We start from the raw sequence: 15,570 nt of genomic DNA on the forward strand, positions 1-15,570 counted from the left end.
GTGGTGACCGGTCGCGTGGAACGCGGCATCATCAAGGTCGGCGAAGAAATCGAAATCGTGGGTATCCGCGACACGCAAAAGACCACCTGCACCGGCGTGGAAATGTTCCGCAAGCTGCTGGACCAAGGCCAAGCTGGCGACAACGTCGGCCTGCTGCTGCGCGGTACCAAGCGCGAAGACGTGGAGCGTGGCCAAGTGCTGTGCAAGCCCGGCTCGATCAAGCCCCACACCCACTTCACGGCTGAGGTGTATGTGCTGAGCAAGGACGAAGGCGGTCGCCACACTCCTTTCTTCAACAACTACCGTCCCCAGTTCTACTTCCGCACGACCGACGTGACTGGCGCCATCGAGCTGCCAGCCGACAAGGAAATGGTCATGCCTGGTGACAACGTGTCGATCACTGTGAAGCTGATCAACCCCATCGCCATGGAAGAAGGTCTGCGCTTCGCTATCCGCGAAGGCGGCCGTACCGTGGGCGCTGGCGTCGTGGCCAAGATCATTGCTTAATTCATAAGCAGAAAAGGAACTTGCCATGTCCAAGCAAAAAATCCGCATCCGCCTGAAGGCGTTTGACTACAAGCTGATCGACCAGTCCGCTGCCGAGATCGTTGACACCGCCAAGCGCACCGGCGCCATCGTCAAGGGTCCCGTGCCCCTGCCGACGCGCATGAAGCGTTTCGACATCCTGCGCTCGCCGCACGTCAACAAGACCAGCCGCGACCAGCTCGAAATCCGCACGCACCAGCGTCTGATGGACATCGTGGACCCTACGGACAAGACCGTGGATGCCCTGATGAAGCTCGACCTGCCAGCTGGCGTGGACGTCGAAATCAAGCTGCAGTGATGTAGCAGTAGCTGCTGTGGGACGGGTTCGCCCGTCCTGCAGTGACTGAAATAACGCGAACTTGCTTGAAAAAGCAGTTCGCGTTATACTTTAGGGCTTCGCTCGATTTGCGCCTGTTAAATGGTGTGCATCAGCGGAGTTTTATTAACCTTCTTTCATGCACGCAAGCGAGAGTTTGCGGAAACGCCGTAGCCAATTGAAGTTGCGGCGGTGAGAGTTTTGGAGAAAACCAATGAGTCTGAGCAACTCCCTCGGGTTGCTGGGTCGCAAAGTGGGCATGATGCGTCTGTTCACCGATGATGGGGACGCAGTGCCTGTCACGGTGGTGGATGTGTCCAACAACCGCGTTACCCAGGTCAAAACCCAAGAGAACGATGGCTACGTGGCCCTGCAGGTCACGTTCGGTTCGCGCAAAGCATCGCGCGTGACCAAGCCAGAAGCCGGCCACCTTGCCAAGGCAGGTGTGGAAGCCGGTGAAATCATCCAGGAATTCCGCGTGACCGCAGAAACCGCTGGCAAGTACGCCGCGGGTGCTACGGTTCCTGCCACCGATGTGTTTGCCGTGGGCCAAAAGGTCGACGTGCAAGGCACGTCCATCGGTAAGGGCTACGCCGGTACCATCAAGCGTCACAACATGAGCTCGCAGCGCGCGTCGCACGGTAACAGCCGTTCGCACAACGTGCCTGGCTCGATCGGTATGGCACAAGACCCAGGTCGCGTGTTCCCCGGCAAGCGCATGACGGGCCACCTCGGCGATGTCACCAAGACCACGCAAAACCTCGATGTCATCCGCATCGATGAAGCGCGTCAACTGCTCTTGATCAAGGGCGCTATTCCGGGCTCCAAGGGTGGGTTCGTGACGGTGCGTCCAGCGATCAAGGCCAAAGCCTCCAAAGGAGCGAACTAATGCAGCTCGAACTCCTGAATGACCAAGGCCAAGGCGCATCCAAGCTGGATGTTCCTGAAACCGTGTTCGGTCGTGAATACAACGAAGATCTGGTGCACCAGATCGTGGTGGCCTATCAGGCCAACGCACGCCAAGGCACTCGCGCCCAGAAGGACCGCGAGCAAGTCCGTCACTCGACCAAGAAGCCTTTCAAGCAAAAGGGTACGGGTAACGCACGTGCAGGTATGACTTCCTCGCCTCTGTGGCGTGGGGGTGGTCGGATTTTCCCGAACATGCCTGACGAAAATTTCACGCAGAAGATCAACAAGAAGATGTACCGCGCCGGTATGTCTGCCATCTTGTCGCAGCTGGCCCGCGAAGGCCGTCTGGCTGTGGTCGATTCGCTGAAGCTTGATTCCCCCAAGACCAAGGTCCTGGCTGACAAGTTCAAGGCGATGAACCTGCAATCGGTGATGGTGATTGCCGACGAAGTGGACGAAAACCTGTACCTGGCCTCGCGCAATCTGGTAAACGTGCTCGTCGTTGAGCCCCGTTACGCCGATCCCGTGTCGCTGGTGCGTTTCAAGAAAGTGCTCGTCACCAAGGGTGCAATCGACAAACTCAAGGAGATGTTCGCATGAGCACACTCAAGTTTGACGAAGGTCGTCTGATGCAAGTGCTGGTCGCTCCCATCGTGTCCGAAAAGGCCACCATGGTTGCCGAGAAGTCCAATGCAGTGACGTTCAAGGTGCTGCAGAACGCTACCAAGCCCGAAATCAAGGCCGCTGTGGAATTGATGTTCAAGGTGGAAGTCAAGGGCGTTTCTGTGGTGAACACCAAAGGCAAGACCAAGCGTTTCGGCAAGACCGTGGGCCGCCGCGACAACGTTCGCAAGGCATACGTCACGCTGCAGCCAGGTCAAGAGCTGAACCTCTCCGGGGAGGCCGCGTAATCATGGCTGTCGTTAAGATGAAACCTACCTCGCCCGGCCAACGTGCCGTGGTGAAGGTCACGCGTGACCACCTGTACAAGGGTGAAGCGTACGCCCCCCTGCTGGAGCCACAATTCCAGAAGGCCGGTCGTAACAACAACGGTCACATCACCACCCGTCACAAGGGCGGTGGTCACAAGCACCACTACCGTGTGGTGGACTTCAAGCGCAACAAGGACGGCATTCCGGCCAAGGTTGAGCGCATTGAGTACGACCCCAACCGTACGGCCCACATCGCTCTGGTGTGCTATGCCGACGGCGAACGTCGCTACATCATCGCTCCCCGCAACCTGGAAGTGGGCGCAACCCTGCTGTCCGGTTCGGAAGCACCGATCCGCGCTGGCAACACGCTGCCTATCCGCAACATCCCCGTGGGTTCGACCATCCACTGCATCGAGCTCAAGCCCGGTGCCGGTGCTCAGATCGCCCGTTCGGCAGGTGCTTCGGCAACGCTGCTGGCCCGCGAAGGCGTTTACGCTCAAGTGCGTATGCGCTCCGGCGAAGTGCGCAAGATCCACATCGAATGCCGCGCCACCATTGGTGAAGTGGCCAACGAAGAGCACAGCCTGCGCCAACTGGGCAAGGCCGGTGTGAAGCGCTGGATGGGTATTCGTCCTACGGTTCGCGGCGTGGCCATGAACCCTGTGGATCACCCTCACGGTGGTGGCGAAGGCCGCACCGGCGAAGGCCGCCATGCAGTCGATCCTTGGGGCAATCTGACCAAGGGTTATCGCACCCGTAACAACAAGCGCACACAGATCATGATCGTGTCGCGTCGCAAGAAGTAAGGGGTAACAGATGACTCGCTCTCTCAAAAAGGGTCCATTTGTTGACCATCACTTGCTGGCCAAGGTCGAAAAGGCCGTCGCCACCAAGGACAAGAAACCAGTCAAGACCTGGTCGCGTCGCTCCATGGTTCTGCCCGAGTTCATCGGTCTGACCATCGCCGTGCACAACGGCAAGCAACACGTGCCGGTCTATGTCACCGACCAGATGGTGGGCCACAAGCTGGGCGAATTCGCCCTGACGCGCACCTTCAAGGGTCACCCCGCTGACAAAAAAGCGAAGAAGTAAGGAACGACCATGTCTGAAACACGTGCAGTCCTCCGGGGCGTCCGTCTGTCGGTCGACAAGGGCCGTCTGGTCGCCGACCTGATCCGCGGCAAGAAAGTGGACCAGGCTCTGAACATCCTGAACTTCACGCAGAAAAAAGCTGCGGGAATCGTCAAGAAGGTTCTGGAGTCGGCCATCGCCAACGCCGAACACAACGATGGCGCTGACATCGACGAACTGAAGGTCAAGACCATCTACGTCGAACAAGGCACCACGCTCAAGCGCTTCACCGCGCGCGCCAAAGGCCGCGGCAACCGCATCAGCAAGCCCACGTGCCATGTGTACGTGACGGTTGGCAACTAAAGGCTCGGGAAGACTATGGGACAGAAAATCCATCCTACCGGCTTCCGCCTTGCGGTCAGCCGCAACTGGTCCAGCCGTTGGTACGCCAGCAACCGCGATTTCGCGGGCATGCTGGCCGAAGACATCAAGGTGCGCGAGTACCTGAAGGCCAAGCTCAAGAACGCGGCTGTGTCGCGCATCCTGATCGAGCGTCCTGCCAAGAACGCCCGTATCACCATTTACTCGGCACGTCCTGGTGTGGTGATCGGCAAGAAGGGCGAAGACATCGAGAACCTGAAGAAGGAACTCGCGTCGCGTCTGGGCGTGCCCGTCGCAGTGAACATCGAAGAAGTGCGCAAGCCTGAAATCGATGCCAAGCTGATCGCCGACAGCATCACGCAACAGCTCGAAAAGCGCATCATGTTCCGCCGCGCCATGAAGCGCGCCATGCAGAACGCCATGCGTCTGGGTGCCCAGGGCATCAAGATCATGTCGTCCGGTCGTCTGAACGGTATCGAAATCGCTCGCTGCGAGTGGTACCGTGAAGGCCGCGTGCCACTTCACACGCTGCGTGCGGACATCGACTACGGTACCTCTGAAGCCAAGACCACCTACGGTGTGATCGGCGTCAAGGTCTGGGTCTACAAGGGTGACACGCTGGGCCGCAATGACCTGCCCGCCGTGGAAACGCCTCGTCCAGACGAAGAGCGCCGCCCACGCGGCCCACGCCGTGATGGCCGCCCAGGTGGCGACCGTCCAGGCGCAGGCCGTGGCCCACGTCGTCCTGTCGGTGGCAACGCCGCTCCGGCCGACGGCAGCGACAAGCCAGCGGAAGCTGGTGGCGCTGATAACACCGCCGTTAAGCGCGTACGCAAAGTCGCCGCGCCCGCTACAGCAGCGGACGGTAAAGGAGAATAAAGATGCTGCAACCTGCTCGCCGTAAATACCGCAAGGAGCAAAAGGGCCGTAACACTGGCGTCGCAACACGGGGTGCCTCCGTTGCGTTCGGTGATTTCGGTCTGAAGTGTACCGATCGTGGCCGTCTGACGGCCCGCCAGATCGAAGCTGCACGCCGTGCGATTTCCCGTCACGTCAAGCGTGGCGGCCGTATCTGGATCCGCGTGTTCCCGGACAAGCCAATCTCTACAAAGCCCGCAGAAGTGCGTATGGGTAACGGTAAGGGTAACCCCGAGTACTACGTGGCCGAAATCCAGCCCGGCAAGATCGTGTTCGAGATCGTCGGCGTGCCCGAAGAACTGGCCCGCGAAGCCTTCCGCCTGGCTGCTGCCAAGCTGCCGCTGCGCACCACGTTCGTCAGCCGTCACCTTGGCGCGTAATTCAGGAGACCATGAAAATGACCAAAGCTACTGAATTGCGCCAAAAAGACGTTGCCGGCATCGAAGCCGAAATCAAGGCACTGCAAAAGGCCCATTTCGGCCTGCGCATGCAAAAGGCTACGCAGCAACTGGGTAACACCAACACGCTGCGCACCACCCGCCGTGATATCGCACGTGCCAAGACCATTCTTGCTGAAAAGCAAGCCGCCAAGTAAGGAGCCCATATGACGGAACCTAAAAAATCCCTCAAGCGCACCTTGATTGGCAAGGTGGTCAGCGACAAGCGTCAAAAGACTGTGACCGTGCTGGTCGAGCGCCGTGTGAAGCACGAGCTCTACGGCAAGATCGTTGCGAAGTCGAGCAAGTACCACGCCCATGATGAAAATGGCGAGTACAAGCTGGGCGACGTGATCGAAATCACCGAGAGCCGTCCGCTCTCCAAGACCAAGAACTGGGTGGCGACCCGCTTGGTGCAAAAGGCCGGTCTGCTGTAAGCAGCTGTCCATGCCCGCTCCGGGGGCGCAAGCCCCTGGGCAGCAAGGCCCTTCAAAACGACCCACAATGTGGGTCGTTTTGCTTTGTGGGCATCCTTTTTGATGCGAACGGTTCACACCGTGCCCAGGAGGAGCTTTGCATGGCACTGCGTTCTCGGGTTCCAACACCCCATCCCAACATCCCTAGGAGAAAACAATGATCAAAGTCGGTGACACCCTGCCCGCAGCCACGCTGATGGAATATTCCGAAGTCGAGGGCGAAGGCTGCAGCATCGGCCCGAATCCCGTGGCGGTGGACAAGGCGACGGCGGGCAAGACGATTGCCCTGTTTGCATTGCCCGGTGCCTTTACACCCACCTGCTCGGCCAAGCATGTTCCTGGCTATGTGGAGAAGGCCGCCGAGTTCAAGGCGGCCGGCGTGGATGAAATCTGGTGCGTGAGCGTGAACGACGCGTTCGTGATGGGCGCCTGGGCGCGCGACCAGAAGACCGACGGCAAGGTGCGCATGCTGGGCGACGGCAGCGCCGCCTTCGCGCAAGCCACGGGCCTCACCCTGGACCTTACCTCCAAGGGCATGGGCCTGCGCAGCAACCGCTATTCGATGCTCGTGCGCGATGGCAAGGTGGTCACGCTCAACGTCGAAGCACCGGGCAAGTTTGAAGTGAGCGACGCTGACACCCTGCTGGCCCAGGCCAAGGCGGCGTGAGACCCCGCTGATTGCTATTGAATCAATAGCTGCAAGCGCATGTGCACCATGCGCTTGCGCCTCAAATGGTCAAAAAATATCGACCTTGAGGTAATGCGCCCCGGGTATGGGGTTGTGGTAGTAGGGCGGGATTTCTTCGAAGCCCAGGTCGGTGTATAGCGCGCGGGCCGACTCCATATCGTCCAGGGTGTCGAGCAAAACACACGCGTAACCTGCTTGCCGCGCCCGGTCCAGCATGGCTTCGGCCAGCTCGCGACCCAGGCCAAAGCCGCGAAACGCCTTGCGCACATACAGCCGCTTCATTTCGCTGGCGTTGGGGTAGTCGGCGTTGTCCAGCGGGCGCAGGGCGCAACAGCCTGCCAAGGCGCCTTCCACTTCGGCGACCAGCAGGGCGCCACGAGGTTCGGCGTAGTCGCCCGGCAGCTGCGCCAGTTCGGACTCAAAGTCCTGAAAGCACAAATCAACGCCCAGCGTGCTGGCGTACTCGCGAAAGATGTCTCTGACCGCATCCCACTCGGCGGGCGAAGAGGGGGTTCTCAGGGAGATGGAGGGCTTGTCCAAAGCGCAAGGCGTGCAAACGAAGGAGCCGCCAGTGTAGCGACTTCGTTCAGAACGCCGGTGCCGCCAGGGACGACACCCACCAGGCCACGCCAGCGCTCAGTGCCAGCACCACCAAGGCGACGATACGGCTCAGGGCGTCATCCCGCGAAGGTGCTGCCGCCTCGGGCAGCGTCTTGTCGCCGTCCAGCATGGGGCGAATGAGCTGCTGCTTGCGCACGCGCACATAAAAGATGATGGCCAGCACGTGCAGCGCCACCAGCCCCAGCACCAGGAACTGCCCGATGTCCTTGTGGTAGTTCGTGGCCAGCCCCACGACGGCGTTCGAGACATATTGGGTCAACGGTCCGGCAAAGGCGATCTCGTCGTCGCTCAGCAAACCCGTGCCCACCTGGGCTGCCAGCACGGCCAGCAGCACGAACACCGACAACGCGCCCAGCGGGCTGTGTCCGATGCCGTCCTCCGGGTGTGGCGTGCCACGCAGGTACCGCAGCAGCCGCGCTGGCGAGTACAGGAACGCCGAAAAGCGCGACCAGCGGCCGCCCACCAATCCCCAGACCAGCCGGAACACCAGCAGCGCCAGCACCGTGTAGCCCAGGCGGAAATGCCAGACCATGGCATTGCCTCCCACATTGGCGGTGATGACCAGCGCCACGATGCAGACCGCCAGGGCCCAATGAAAAATGCGGGTTGGAAGGTCCCAGATGCGTACGGTGTGCTGCGTCATGGTGGTCAAAGGCGGTGCGCCGAAGTGAGGGATGGATGAGGAAGCATGCGGCATTGTGCGGCAGGGCGGCCGGACCTGTAACCTCCCAGCCACAGCACAAACGCGCCCAAACCGGCATACTGCGCAGGCTTGGAAGGCACCATTCTGTTCCACCCACGAAAAAGGAAGTTCCGATGAAAGCATTTGCTGCGTTGACCCTGGCGGCTGCGGCTCTGACCCTGTGCGCCCCCGCCTCCGCCCAATTTGCCAAAGCCGAAGATGCCATCAAATACCGCCAGAGTGCGCTGTTTGTGATGGGCCAGCACTTCGGCCGCCTCGGCGCCATGGCCAACGGCCGCGCGCCGTTCGATGCCAAGGTGGCGCAGGAGAATGCCGACATCGTGGCCCAGATGGCCAAGCTGCCATGGGCAGGCTTTGGTCCCGGCACCGACAAGGGCGCGCCCACCAAGGCACTGCCAGAAATCTGGACCGAGCAGGCCAAGTTCAAGGACCATGCCGAGAAGCTGGAAGCCGAGACCGTGAAACTCGCCGCTGCGGCCAAGACCGGCAACCTGGACAACCTGAAAACCGCCTTTGGTGCCACTGCAGGCACTTGCAAGGCCTGCCACGACAACTTCCGAGCGAAGTGACGCGATCACTGGAGGACCATGTTGCTATGTTTTGCGTAGCAATCAAGGCATGATCCACTAGCGCAAAAGGCCAATTTCTTTCGAAATTGGCCTTTTTGATGCCCTGAACGGGCTGTGGTGCATGCGGGGGCGTTGTGTCCGCCCCGCTGCTCAGGTTTCTGCCAGCAGCTTCTCGATCAACTGGTGCAGCTCCGGGAAATTGGGGGCGCCCACATAGGTCTTCACGATCTCGCCCCGCTTGTTCACGATGAAGGTGGAGGGCGTCAGGCGCACATCGCCCCAGGCCTTGGCCACGTTGCCGGTGTTGTCGATGGCCACCTGGAAGGGCAGCTTGCGTGTCTCGGCAAAGTTCACCACGTAGCTGGGCGGGTCGTAGCTCATGGCCACGGCCAGGGTGTCAAAACCCTTGCTGTTGTATTTGTTGTAGGTCGCGATGATCTCGGGCATTTCGGCCACGCAGGTGGTGCAGCTCGTGGCCCAGAAGTTGACCAGGGTGACCTTGCCTTTCAGGTCGGCGGTGGATTTGCTGGAGCCATCCAGCAGCACGAAGGTCGATGCAGGCGCTTCGGCGCGGCCTGTGTCCAGGTACACATAGGCGCCCACAGCGGCAAACGCTGCCACCGCCACACCTGCTGCCCAATGCTTGATCGCCATGACTTCACCACCCATCCCAAAAGAAACACGGGGCCTGTGCCCCACCCCACATTGTGCCGGAGTGGCCCACTCGCCGCGCGAGCGGCGCCCGCCACACCAAGGCTGGACTCCACTTTCCCGCAAAAGTTCGCTGCAGAACGCAGGGCGGAGCCGACATCGGGGACTCTGCCGATAATGCCCCGATGAAATGGACATTGACCGGCGCCGCTGCCCTGCTGATTGCGGGCTGCAGCCCCGCACTGAATTGGCGCACCGTGCCGTTGCCCGAAGCGGACCTGACCATCACCCTGCCGTGCAAGCCCGACCAGGCCACCCGCACCGTGGAGCTGGCCGGTGCACCGGTGGAGCTGTCCATGGTGGGCTGTGACGCAGATGGCGCCACCTTTGCCGTGTCCCATGCCGCGTTGGCAGACCCTGCCCAGGTGGGCGCAGCGCTCACCCACTGGCGGGCTGCCATGCTGGCGCGCCTGGGGGCAGGGGCCGAAGCGGGCGCCAAAGACGTACCCTACGCGCCGCGCGGCACCTTGCCCCTGCCGCAGTCGGTGCGTACCGTGGCACAGGGGCAGCGTCCCGATGGCAGCGCGGTGGTCGCGCAGGCCGTGTGGTTTGCACGCGCGGCAGGGCCGCAGGTGCGGCTGTACCACGCCGTCGTCTACACCGCCAAGCCCCGGCCGGAGGTGGCCGACCAGTTCTTCGCTGGCCTGGCGCTGCCATGACGATGAGCAGCGGCGGCGTGTTGCCACGGCGGGCGGCCGTCATCGTCTTTCTGGCGTTTGCTTTTGCCTACTTTCTGTCGGCGCTGGTGCGTGCCGTCACGGCCACCCTGGCGCCAACGCTGGCCCAAGAGTTCTCGCTACAGGCGCGGGACCTGGGGCTGCTGGCGGGCGGGTACTTTCTGGGCTTCTCGGCCACGCAGCTGCCGTTGGGGACCTGGCTGGACCGGCATGGCCCCAAGAAGGTCGCACTGGGCTTCCTGGGCGTGGCCGTGGTGGGCAGCCTGGTGTTTTCGGCGGCCACGGGGTTTTCGGGTCTGCTCGCCGGTCGGGTGTTGTGCGGCGCGGGCGTCAGCGCCTGCCTGATGGCGCCGCTCACTGGCTACCGCCGGTGGCTGGAGCCGGTGGCGCAGATGCGGGCGAACTCGTGGATGTTGATGACGGGCTCGCTGGGCATGGTGGCCTCCACGCTGCCGGTGCAATGGGCGTTGCCGCTGGTGGGCTGGCGCCCGCTGTTCTGGGGGCTGGCGGTATTGATCGCGTTGTCGATGGTGGTGATTGCACTGTGGGTGCCAGGCTGGGGTTTTGCGGGGCAGGCGAAGGCCGATTCCGGCGCCGCAGAGGCCTTGCCCCAGGGCTATGGCGTGGTGTGGCGGCACCCTTATTTCCAGCGCCTCGCGCCGCTGGGGTTCTTCTGCTACGGCGGCATGGTGGCCATGCAGACGTTGTGGGCCGGGCCGTGGATGCAGCGCGTGGCGGGCTACACCGCCCTGGAGTCGGCGACGGGCCTGTTCTGGATCAACGTGTCCATGTTGTGCACCTTCTGGACCTGGGGCATGGTCAACCCCTGGCTGCTGCGCAAGGGGTTTGGTGCCGACCGGCTGATGGCCATGGGCCTTCCGCTGTGCTCGGTGGTGCTGCTGGGCATCATCCTGGCGGGGCCCCAGGCCGGGGGTGGCGCCTGGGCGTTGTTCTGCGTGTCGTGCACCTTCGTGTCGCTGTCGCAGCCCGCCGTGGCCATGGCGTTTCCGCAGGCGCTGGCAGGGCGGGCGCTGTCGGCCTACAACCTCGTGATTTTTGTGGGCGTGTTTGTGGTGCAGTGGGGCATCGGGCTGGCGGTGGACGCCTTTGCAGCCGCGGGGCTGGCCACCGTGCCGGCGTTCCAGGCGGCCATGGCGGTGTACCTGGCATGCAACGCCAGCGCCTACGCATGGTTCCTGCTTCGGGGGCGGCGCCATAATGTGTTGACAACCCCCACACCATGAACACTTGCGCAACCATCGATGCAACCTCCGGCGGCCTCTTCATGATGCCCTTCGTTGATACCCGCGTGGCGTAAGTCGTGACCATGAGCCCCACCAGCATCCTCATCATTGCCCACGCCCCACTGGCCCATGCGCTGCGCGAATGTGCGCTGCACGTGTTTGCCGACTGCGGCAGCAGCGTGGCTGCGCTCGACGTGCAGCCCAACCAGCCCCCCGAAGAATCGCTGGCCCAGGCGCGCATCATGCTGGACCAGCTGGGCACCGACACCACCCTGGTGCTGACCGATGTGTTCGGCGCCACGCCCTGCAACGTGGCGCAGCGCCTGGTAGACGGCGTGCGCTCGCGCCTGGTGACGGGTGTCAATCTGCCCATGCTGCTGCGCGCCGTGAGTTACCGGGCTGAGCCGCTCGATTCCGTGGTGACCCGCGCCGTGGTGGGTGGTACCCAAGGGGTGATGCAGGTGGCCATTTCCGCGCCGCAGAACCAGAACCGCCGTAACCGACATGATCAAGACCCGTACGACCATCAGCAATAAATTGGGCCTGCACGCCCGCGCATCGGCCAAGCTCACCAAGCTGGCCGGCAGCTTTCCGTGTGACGTTTTCATGAGCAAGGGGGAGCGCCGCATCAACGCCAAGAGCATCATGGGCGTGATGATGCTGGCCGCCGGGCTGGGCTCTGAAGTGGAGCTGGAAACCAACGGCGACCGCGAACAGGAGGCCATGGACGCCCTGCTGGCACTCATTGCCGACAAATTTGGCGAAGGTGAATAAGCCTGCCCACCTCGCCCGTGTCCTGACCCCGTCGAACCTTTGATCACACCACCATGACCTTCTCCGTCCACGGCCTCGCAGTTGCACGCGGCATTGCCATTGGCCGGGCCGTGCTGGTGGCGTCCAGCCGGGTGGATGTGGCGCACTACTTTGTCGAGCCCTCACAGGTCGAGGGCGAGATCGAACGCGTGCGCCAGGGCCGCAACGCCGTGGTCGAGGAGCTGCAGCGCCTGCAGACCGACATGCCCGCCGACGCGCCGCACGAGCTGACCGCGTTGCTGGATGTGCACCTGATGCTGCTGCAGGACGAAGCCCTCACGGGCGGCGTGAAACACTGGATCACCGAGCGCCTGTACAACGCCGAGTGGGCGCTCACCACCCAGCTTGAGGTGATTGCGCGCCAGTTCGACGAGATGGAGGACGAGTACCTGCGCGAGCGCAAGGCGGACCTGGAGCAGGTGGTTGAACGCATCCTGCGCTACATGAAGGGCGTGGCCAGCCCGGTGGCACCACCGGCCAGCAGCCCGCGCCGCAAGACACAGCAAGATTTGCTGCTGGACGACACGGTGGATGTGCCCCTGGTGCTGGTGGCGCACGACCTCTCGCCCGCCGACATGCTGCAGTTCAAGCAAAGCGTGTTCGCGGGCTTTGTGACGGACGTGGGCGGCAAGACCAGCCACACCGCCATCGTCGCGCGCAGCATGGACATCCCCGCCGTGGTGGGCGCGCGTGCCGCCAGCCAGCTGGTGCGCCAGGACGACTGGGTCATCATCGATGGCGATGCGGGCGTGGTCATTGTCGATCCCTCGCCCATCATCCTGGCCGAATACGGATTTCGCCAGCGCCAGGTTGAGCTGGAGCGCGAACGCCTGGCGCGCCTGCGCCACACGCCTGCCATCACCATCGACGGCCACAAGATCGAGCTGCTGGCCAACATCGAGCAGCCCGGCGACGCCGCCGCCGCCGTGCGCGCAGGCGCCGTGGGCGTGGGCCTGTTCCGCAGCGAATTTCTGTTCATGGGTAAAAGCGGCAACCTGCCCGGCGAGGACGAGCAGTACCGCGCCTACTGCGAGGCCATTGACGGCATGCAGGGGCTGCCCGTCACCATCCGCACCATCGACGTGGGCGCGGACAAGCCTCTGGACAACAAGGCCCACAAGGACAGCTACCTGAACCCGGCCCTGGGCCTGCGCGCCATCCGCTGGAGCCTGGCCGACCCGGCCATGTTCCGCACCCAGCTGCGCGCTGTGCTGCGTGCGGCGGCCCATGGCAAGGTCAACCTGCTGTTCCCCATGCTGGCGCACACGCACGAAATCCAGCAGACGCTCGCCCAGGTGGACCTCGCCCGGGGTGAGCTGGATGCACGTGGCGAGCCCTACGGTCCGGTGCAGCTGGGCGCCATGATCGAGGTGCCCGCCGCCGCGCTCATGGTGCGCACGTTCCTCAAGTACTTCGACTTTCTCTCGATCGGCACCAACGACCTGATCCAGTACACCCTGGCCATCGACCGCGCCGACGAGGCCGTGGCCCACCTGTACGACCCGCTGCACCCTGCCGTGCTGCGCCTGGTGGGCGACGTGATTGCCGAGGGAGAGCGCCAGGGCAAGAGCGTGTGTGTGTGCGGCGAAACGGCGGGCGATGTGACCATGACGCGGCTGCTGTTGGGCCTGGGGCTGCGCAGCTTCTCCATGCACCCCGCGCAGATCCTGGCTGTGAAGCAGGAGGTGCTGCGCGCTGACACGCGCAAGCTCGCCCCCTGGGCGCAACAGGTGCTGGCGGGCGATGAACCTGCTGTGCTGCTGACTGCTTGACGGGCGGAGCATCTGACCGCCTGAGGGGGGTAGTTACTTCAAAATTGATAGCTGTCCGAGCATATTTTTCTAGCGCTCCCAGCCAATTTCGCTGAAATTACTACGTCAGCGTGCCCGCATCCCCATCACGGCTGCGCTGATGATCATGGCCGTGGCCAGCGCAATGCTCCAGGTGAATGCGCGACCGCTCACCAGGATCAGCAGCGCGGTGGACGCCAGTGGCGTGATGTAGCTCAGGATGCCGATGTGCCGGGCGTCCCCCAGCTTGAGTGCCTTGTCCCACATAAAAAACGACGCCCCCAGCGGCCCCAGGCCCAGCACCGCGAGCAGTCCCCAGTCGCGAGGCTGCAGTGCCGCCGCAGGCTCCAGCGCCACATGGCACAGCAGCGACAGCACGCCGGACACCAGCCCGAACAGGCCAATGGCCGTGGTCGGGAACGCTGCCACGCGCTTGGTCATGAGCGAATACGTGGCCCAGATGAAAGCCGCTGCCAGCGCGGGCAGGTAGCCCCAGGCCAGCGTGCCGCTCAACTCGCGCCCGCCGGCAATGGCAATGGCCGCGCCGCCAAACCCCAGCAGCGCCGCCAGCACATGTGGCAAGCGCAGCGCCACACCGGGCAGCACCACCGGCGAGAGCACCACGATGAACAATGGCCACAGGTAGTTGACGAGGTTGGCCTCCACCGGCGGGGCATGGCGCAGCGCGATGAACAGCAGGAAGTGGTACGCGAACAGGCCGTACACGCCCAACGCCAGTGTGCGCAGCGGAATGCGCCACTGCGACGGATCGCGCGCCACGAACGGCCAGGCCGGCACGCTGCCGATGATGAGCGCAACACCCGTGAGCAGGAAGGGCGGAATGTGGGTGAGGGACACCCCCAGGGAAGCGAGAGAGGCCCACAGCGCAATGGCGCCCAGGGCATAGAGGTTGGCTTGCATGGCGCCGAGCTTACGCGCGCCCGCTGTAGTGAGTCGTCGCGCAACACGGGTGAGTCGTCGCGCGCCAAGGTTTTGGGCTGGTTGCCAGCCGTCGTCGGCCGTTATGTGTGCTGCTCAGCCCGGCGCAATGCGGCAGTCAAAGCCGAGGGCGAGCGGTAGCCCGTGCGCAGCGCCACCTCGGCCACCGCCATGCCCGTGCTGCGCAGCACCCGGGCCTGCGCCAGGCGCAAGCCGCGCAGCCAGGCCATGGCGCCCATGCCCTGGTCGTCCCGGCAGCGGGCAGAAAACTGGCTGGGGCTCAGATGCACCTGCGCCGCCAGGTCGGCCACGGTCAGTTCACGGTGCCATTGCTGCGCCGCCCATTGCTGCAGGGCGGGCCAGTTGATGGTGCGGCCGCGCGTGGGGCCGGGCGTGGAAAGGTCGGAATGGGTGCTGTCGAGCCACGCCTCCAGCAAGAGCGCAGGGCCGTAGGTTTGTGCCAGCGGGCGGTCTTGTTGCAGTGCGCTCGCCAGATAGTGCGCCAGTGGCAGTGCATCGGCGGGTGGTTTGGTCGAGCGGCGTTGGCCGGTACAGCGCGCCCAGTCGGGGTGTGCGCTGTCGAGCACCAGGCACAGGCTGCCACGGGACGATTCAAAGTCGTGCCGATCTCCCGGGGCAATCACGCAGCCGCCGCCGGGTGCCACGCGGACGCCACGGCCCGCCACCTCCAGGTCCAGCGCTCCGGAGAGTCCCAGCAGAATCTGGAAATGGTCATGGCTGTGGCTGCCCGGTGATGCGCCGTAGCGGCGCAGCGAGAGCAGACCATTCGGGCCCATGGGTGACCTGCGACCGGGCCGGGTGGACAGGG

Annotated in this window: 24 protein-coding genes; 19 read left to right on the top strand and 5 right to left on the bottom strand. The window is 63.4% G+C overall.

Features of this window, described 5'->3' with window-relative positions; translation table 11 throughout:
• The 13 genes from ATF69_RS02330 to ATF69_RS02390 form a co-directional block, all read left to right on the top strand.
• Window positions 1–507: EF-Tu C-terminal domain-related protein (locus ATF69_RS02330; protein WP_244303642.1), on the top strand; the 507-nt coding region annotated here is incomplete at its 5' end.
• A 25-nt stretch (window positions 508–532) separates the two neighbouring features.
• Window positions 533–844 (top strand): 30S ribosomal protein S10, encoded by a 312-nt coding sequence (rpsJ, locus tag ATF69_RS02335; RefSeq protein WP_005796953.1) that lies wholly within the window; start codon window positions 533–535, stop codon window positions 842–844.
• 232 nt (window positions 845–1,076) lie between these two features.
• Window positions 1,077–1,751 carry a 50S ribosomal protein L3 gene (rplC, locus tag ATF69_RS02340; protein WP_056058913.1) on the top strand — a complete coding sequence of 225 codons (675 nt, stop codon included), beginning with the start codon at window positions 1,077–1,079 and terminating at the stop codon, window positions 1,749–1,751.
• On the top strand, window positions 1,751–2,371 hold the full coding sequence (rplD, locus tag ATF69_RS02345) for a 50S ribosomal protein L4 (RefSeq protein WP_008906425.1): 621 nt from the start codon (window positions 1,751–1,753) through the stop codon (window positions 2,369–2,371). The genes rplC and rplD overlap by 1 nt, the downstream gene beginning before the upstream one ends.
• A complete protein-coding gene (gene rplW / locus ATF69_RS02350) occupies window positions 2,368–2,682 on the top strand; it encodes a 50S ribosomal protein L23 (protein WP_007847815.1) in 315 nt (104 codons plus the stop codon). The genes rplD and rplW overlap by 4 nt, the downstream gene beginning before the upstream one ends.
• 2 nt (window positions 2,683–2,684) lie before the next feature.
• The gene (gene rplB, locus ATF69_RS02355; RefSeq protein WP_008906426.1) at window positions 2,685–3,509 is read left to right on the top strand and encodes a 50S ribosomal protein L2; all 825 of its coding nucleotides are present in this window, start codon (window positions 2,685–2,687) and stop codon (window positions 3,507–3,509) included.
• A gap of 10 nt (window positions 3,510–3,519) precedes the next feature.
• Window positions 3,520–3,795 carry a 30S ribosomal protein S19 gene (gene rpsS, locus ATF69_RS02360; protein WP_010467177.1) on the top strand — a complete coding sequence of 92 codons (276 nt, stop codon included), beginning with the start codon at window positions 3,520–3,522 and terminating at the stop codon, window positions 3,793–3,795.
• Window positions 3,796–3,804: 9 nt separating this feature from the next.
• Window positions 3,805–4,137: a 50S ribosomal protein L22 gene (rplV, locus tag ATF69_RS02365; protein ID WP_007847806.1), complete on the top strand. Its 333-nt coding sequence runs from the start codon at window positions 3,805–3,807 to the stop codon at window positions 4,135–4,137.
• A 15-nt stretch (window positions 4,138–4,152) separates the two neighbouring features.
• Complete coding sequence (rpsC, locus tag ATF69_RS02370; protein WP_056058910.1) at window positions 4,153–5,034, top strand: 30S ribosomal protein S3; 882 nt, start codon at window positions 4,153–4,155, stop codon at window positions 5,032–5,034.
• A 2-nt stretch (window positions 5,035–5,036) separates the two neighbouring features.
• On the top strand, window positions 5,037–5,453 hold the full coding sequence (gene rplP / locus ATF69_RS02375) for a 50S ribosomal protein L16 (protein ID WP_015012190.1): 417 nt from the start codon (window positions 5,037–5,039) through the stop codon (window positions 5,451–5,453).
• A 17-nt stretch (window positions 5,454–5,470) separates the two neighbouring features.
• Window positions 5,471–5,668, top strand: coding sequence for a 50S ribosomal protein L29 (gene rpmC / locus ATF69_RS02380; RefSeq protein ID WP_015012191.1), 198 nt, complete (start codon window positions 5,471–5,473; stop codon window positions 5,666–5,668).
• Between the two features lie 9 nt (window positions 5,669–5,677).
• The gene (rpsQ, locus tag ATF69_RS02385) at window positions 5,678–5,947 is read left to right on the top strand and encodes a 30S ribosomal protein S17 (RefSeq protein ID WP_056058906.1); all 270 of its coding nucleotides are present in this window, start codon (window positions 5,678–5,680) and stop codon (window positions 5,945–5,947) included.
• A gap of 196 nt (window positions 5,948–6,143) precedes the next feature.
• Window positions 6,144–6,653, top strand: coding sequence for a peroxiredoxin (locus tag ATF69_RS02390; RefSeq protein WP_015012193.1), 510 nt, complete (start codon window positions 6,144–6,146; stop codon window positions 6,651–6,653).
• 69 nt (window positions 6,654–6,722) lie between these two features.
• Here ATF69_RS02390 and ATF69_RS02395 read toward each other — a convergent pair whose 3' ends face one another.
• Complete coding sequence (locus ATF69_RS02395) at window positions 6,723–7,214, bottom strand: GNAT family N-acetyltransferase (RefSeq protein WP_056058903.1); 492 nt, start codon at window positions 7,212–7,214, stop codon at window positions 6,723–6,725.
• A 46-nt stretch (window positions 7,215–7,260) separates the two neighbouring features.
• Window positions 7,261–7,938, bottom strand: a complete 678-nt coding sequence (locus ATF69_RS02400; RefSeq protein ID WP_146869797.1) for a cytochrome b/b6 domain-containing protein — start codon at window positions 7,936–7,938, stop codon at window positions 7,261–7,263.
• 173 nt (window positions 7,939–8,111) lie between these two features.
• Between ATF69_RS02400 and ATF69_RS02405 the strand changes: the two genes are divergently transcribed.
• On the top strand, window positions 8,112–8,567 hold the full coding sequence (locus ATF69_RS02405; protein WP_146869798.1) for a c-type cytochrome: 456 nt from the start codon (window positions 8,112–8,114) through the stop codon (window positions 8,565–8,567).
• A gap of 150 nt (window positions 8,568–8,717) precedes the next feature.
• Here ATF69_RS02405 and ATF69_RS02410 read toward each other — a convergent pair whose 3' ends face one another.
• The gene (locus ATF69_RS02410) at window positions 8,718–9,221 is read right to left on the bottom strand and encodes a TlpA disulfide reductase family protein (protein ID WP_056058916.1); all 504 of its coding nucleotides are present in this window, start codon (window positions 9,219–9,221) and stop codon (window positions 8,718–8,720) included.
• 182 nt (window positions 9,222–9,403) lie between these two features.
• Between ATF69_RS02410 and ATF69_RS02415 the strand changes: the two genes are divergently transcribed.
• The 5 genes from ATF69_RS02415 to ptsP all read left to right on the top strand — a co-directional run bounded on the left by ATF69_RS02415 (window position 9,404) and on the right by ptsP (window position 13,784).
• Complete coding sequence (locus tag ATF69_RS02415) at window positions 9,404–9,937, top strand: hypothetical protein (protein WP_056744131.1); 534 nt, start codon at window positions 9,404–9,406, stop codon at window positions 9,935–9,937.
• Window positions 9,938–9,939: 2 nt separating this feature from the next.
• Entirely contained in the window at window positions 9,940–11,199 is a 1,260-nt protein-coding gene (locus tag ATF69_RS02420; protein WP_146869811.1) for an MFS transporter, read from the top strand.
• Between the two features lie 83 nt (window positions 11,200–11,282).
• Window positions 11,283–11,735, top strand: a complete 453-nt coding sequence (locus ATF69_RS02425) for a PTS sugar transporter subunit IIA (protein WP_056058890.1) — start codon at window positions 11,283–11,285, stop codon at window positions 11,733–11,735.
• A complete protein-coding gene (locus ATF69_RS02430; RefSeq protein WP_056058887.1) occupies window positions 11,704–11,973 on the top strand; it encodes an HPr family phosphocarrier protein in 270 nt (89 codons plus the stop codon). Before ATF69_RS02425 ends, ATF69_RS02430 begins: the two co-directional genes overlap by 32 nt.
• A 53-nt stretch (window positions 11,974–12,026) precedes the next feature.
• A complete protein-coding gene (gene ptsP / locus ATF69_RS02435; RefSeq protein ID WP_056058884.1) occupies window positions 12,027–13,784 on the top strand; it encodes a phosphoenolpyruvate--protein phosphotransferase in 1,758 nt (585 codons plus the stop codon).
• Window positions 13,785–13,889: 105 nt separating this feature from the next.
• On the opposite strand, the gene ATF69_RS02440 is transcribed toward ptsP, so the two are convergent.
• Together ATF69_RS02440 and ATF69_RS02445 are read right to left on the bottom strand one after the other, a co-directional pair.
• On the bottom strand, window positions 13,890–14,723 hold the full coding sequence (locus tag ATF69_RS02440) for a DMT family transporter (RefSeq protein WP_146869799.1): 834 nt from the start codon (window positions 14,721–14,723) through the stop codon (window positions 13,890–13,892).
• A 101-nt stretch (window positions 14,724–14,824) separates the two neighbouring features.
• Window positions 14,825–15,538: an AraC family transcriptional regulator gene (locus tag ATF69_RS02445; RefSeq protein WP_146869800.1), complete on the bottom strand. Its 714-nt coding sequence runs from the start codon at window positions 15,536–15,538 to the stop codon at window positions 14,825–14,827.
• Between the last annotated feature and the right edge of the window lie 32 nt (window positions 15,539–15,570).

Origin of the sequence: Acidovorax delafieldii (genome assembly GCF_007993815.1) — a bacterium.
GTDB classification, from domain to species: domain Bacteria; phylum Pseudomonadota; class Gammaproteobacteria; order Burkholderiales; family Burkholderiaceae_C; genus Acidovorax; species Acidovorax delafieldii.